This window comes from Sulfitobacter sp. 1A10359, from assembly GCF_043558145.1.
Taxonomy (GTDB): Bacteria; Pseudomonadota; Alphaproteobacteria; order Rhodobacterales; family Rhodobacteraceae; genus Sulfitobacter; species Sulfitobacter faviae.
Window position 1 is genome coordinate 1 of the sequence record NZ_JBIFGB010000021.1, and the last position, 1366, is coordinate 1366.

1 protein-coding gene and 1 tRNA gene are annotated in these 1366 nt (G+C 57.3%); one reads left to right on the plus strand and one right to left on the minus strand.

What is annotated here, in order from left to right; all coding sequences use genetic code 11:
• Positions 1-499 precede the first annotated feature (499 nt).
• Positions 500-575: transfer RNA gene (locus tag ACGYK2_RS17285), tRNA-Trp, on the minus strand.
• 143 nt (positions 576-718) lie between these two features.
• Between ACGYK2_RS17285 and ACGYK2_RS17290 the strand changes: the two genes are divergently transcribed.
• The gene (locus ACGYK2_RS17290) at positions 719-1216 is read left to right on the plus strand and encodes a DUF892 family protein (RefSeq protein WP_067260565.1); all 498 of its coding nucleotides are present in this window, start codon (positions 719-721) and stop codon (positions 1214-1216) included.
• Positions 1217-1366 lie beyond the last annotated feature (150 nt).

Sequence of the window (1366 nt, forward strand, 5' to 3'; positions counted from 1 at the left end):
TTACCTCGAATTCTTATCCGCCTCGTGATCCGAACCACCGCGTCTCCGCTGCCGTCCGCCCCGTCTGGCGCCCCAGCGGTGCGTCTCAGCGCCGCCGGTAGAGGGGGTTCTAAGGTTACTGGGGCAAAGCCGCAAGCAGAAAGTTGAGAAAAGATGAGATTTCGGGGAACTTTTCGGCAAGGCGCTGAAATGGCGTGCTAATTCCATAGGAACCGGCCCTGCGCTTCGCCGCGATGGCAGCATGACACTGGTAGAACCCTCCATGACCGCGTGAATCATCTCCGAGTGGAGCGCCATAGAGGGGATGCTGAGTGAATCGCCGCGAGGCAGCGCGACTCTCTGAACACTTGCGCGGTGACGGGCCTAGGGTGGGTAAACTTATAAAGAATAGATTGCCGCCGACCGCCATTGCCTCAAAGGCACGGCCCTACTCCTCACGGATGCAGGACTCCGCTAAGAACGATACGCCGCGCAGCTTCGTCGTTAATTTAAGGAAATGTGGCAGGGGCTGAGGGACTCGAACCCACGACCCTCGGTTTTGGAGACCGATGCTCTACCAACTGAGCTAAACCCCTATGCCGGTGGCTTGGGTAGTCGCAAACGGGCGGCGGATCAAGAGCAGATCTGGCCTTTCCGCCGATATTCTCTTCTTTGGGGAACATTGAGCGCTCAGCTTACGTTTTCCCGTCGAACCAAGCCCGAAATTGGAGGACGACCGATGACTATGAACAATCTCAAAGACGTCTACACCGACCAACTGCAAGACCTCTATTCTGCCTGCAAGCAATCGCTCGAAGCGACCAACGCTCTGGGCCGTGCGGCAGAAGACAAGGAACTTAGCGAAGCGCTTATCGACGGCAGCAACGGAATCGCCAAGGGCATGGATGTGCTGAAGTCCATCTGCGCCAAACATGACCTCGACCCGGAAGGCGAGCACTGCCACGGGATGGAGGGCCTTGTGAAAGAGGCGCATAAACATGTGCTGGAGGAGGATTTTGGCGACAGCGATGCCCGGGATGCGATGATCATCACGCAGTATCAGCGGATGGTGCACTATGCTCTGGCGGGCTACGGATGTGTTGTCGCTTTCGCCAACCGTCTGGGCGAAAATGAAGATGGTGCACAACTGCAAGAGCAGCTTGATCACACCTATGATGGTGACCGCCGCATGACAGAGATCGCGACCAAAGGCGGCGTGAACGCTGACGCCGCTTGATTGCGGTTGAATTAGAATGATTAGAGCCGGCTCTTACGGGAGCCGGTTTTCTCGTTTCAGGGGGGTCGCATACCCCGCCAAAGCAAAAGGCCGCAGCAAAAGCTGCGGCCTTTCGAATATCTGAACCGTGGTCCCCGGTCAGGCCAGGGG